This window comes from Actinomycetota bacterium, assembly GCA_030682655.1.
In the GTDB taxonomy this organism is placed as follows: Bacteria; Actinomycetota; Coriobacteriia; order Anaerosomatales; family JAUXNU01; genus JAUXNU01.
The window spans coordinates 1-1270 of the sequence record JAUXNU010000084.1 but is presented as its reverse complement, the minus strand read 5'-3'; the positions used below and the strand labels follow the sequence as shown (position 1 = coordinate 1270).

At 36.2% G+C, this 1270-nt stretch carries 3 protein-coding genes; all 3 read left to right on the top strand.

From position 1 onward, the window contains the following. A partial coding sequence (locus tag Q8K99_05005; GenBank protein ID MDP2181913.1) for a GvpL/GvpF family gas vesicle protein occupies nucleotides 1-440 on the top strand: 440 nt, incomplete at its 5' end. Nucleotides 441-464: 24 nt separating this feature from the next. Further along, the gene (gene gvpJ, locus Q8K99_05000) at nucleotides 465-977 is read left to right on the top strand and encodes a gas vesicle protein GvpJ (protein ID MDP2181912.1); all 513 of its coding nucleotides are present in this window, start codon (nucleotides 465-467) and stop codon (nucleotides 975-977) included. A gap of 9 nt (nucleotides 978-986) precedes the next feature. Then, complete coding sequence (locus tag Q8K99_04995) at nucleotides 987-1250, top strand: hypothetical protein (protein MDP2181911.1); 264 nt, start codon at nucleotides 987-989, stop codon at nucleotides 1248-1250. The last annotated feature ends 20 nt before the right edge of the window (nucleotides 1251-1270 follow it).

Sequence of the window (1270 nt, the reverse complement as noted above, 5' to 3'; positions counted from 1 at the left end):
GAGGTAAACAGGAGTGGGGTGTAAAGGCATATCTAAAAGATAGAGAAAAATTTGAGCAGGTAATAAAAGAGAAAAATGAGGTGATAAAAGAAAAGGAGAAAGAAATAGCTTCTTTACCCGAGGGCATAGCCTTTTTTATGGAAGAAGAACTAAAAGAGGTTATTTCCAGAGAAGTGGACAAAGAATTAAGCAATATTGTAGAGGTTCTTTTTGAGGGCTTGAAGAAGCAAGCAGTTGATGCAACAAAATGTAAGATTTTGGGGAAGGAGCTAACAGGCAGGCGTGAGCCCATGGTTTTAAATTCAGCTTACTTAATTCCCGAAGAGAAGATTGAAGATTTTAAAGAAAAAGCTGAGGGCTTAAATCAAGAAATACAGGCAAAAGGATTTTACCTTGAATATAGCGGTCCCTGGCCTGCTTATAATTTCACATCCTATTAAAATATGATTAATAAAAATGATAATGTGACATTAGTAGATGCCTTAGATAAGGTTTTAGAAAAGGGAGCAATTATCAATGGAGATATAGTTATAAGAGTAGCAGATGTAGACCTTGTTTTTTTAGGTCTAAGGCTTATTCTTACCTCTATTTCTAAGGCAGAGGAGCTATCAGGTAAGAGTTTTAGTAATCCTGAGAAAGAACTTACCCCTGAAGATATAAAGTATATAGAGAAATTAAAGGGAGAAATAAGAAGGGCTGAAGAAAACATCCCCAGACTTATTGACTTAGGTAATCCCAAAAAGGCAGAACAAGGTTTAGCTCAATTAATTTTAACTCTGGTGGAATTAATAAGAAAACTTCTGGAAAAAGAGGCCTTCAGAAGGGTAAAGAGAGGGACACTTTCTCAGGCAGAAATTCAAAAATTAGGATTAAGCCTTAAGGCAATGAAAACAAAGATAAAGGAGATACAAACTATCTTTGGTATCGAGGATGAAGAGTTAAATTTAGATTTAGGTCCTCTGGGGAATTTGATGTGAGGAGGGAATATGCATAAAGAAGAACCCAAAATAAGTTGCCTGACATTTCAAAAACAAGAATCCCTGATAAAGGATATTACAGGTAGAATTAATATGGCAAAAGGGGTGCAGGAAAAGGCAGCGTATGCCGAGGAATTAAAAAAAGAATCAGATGTGCTCCTTTCCTGCCCGGATTATGATAAAGAAAGGTGGGACTGCAAGAGCTGCCATTTCATTGCGAATCTGCGCAAGAAAACAGCAAATTTAATTATAAAGGCTAAAAAGTTAGTATAGAAAGGAGGGTATTATGGGTG

Coding starts and splice junctions, on each gene's coding strand:
- Q8K99_04995 (MDP2181911.1), top strand. CDS start 987: ATGCATAAAGAAGAACCCAAAATAAGTTGCCTGACATTTCAAAAACAA.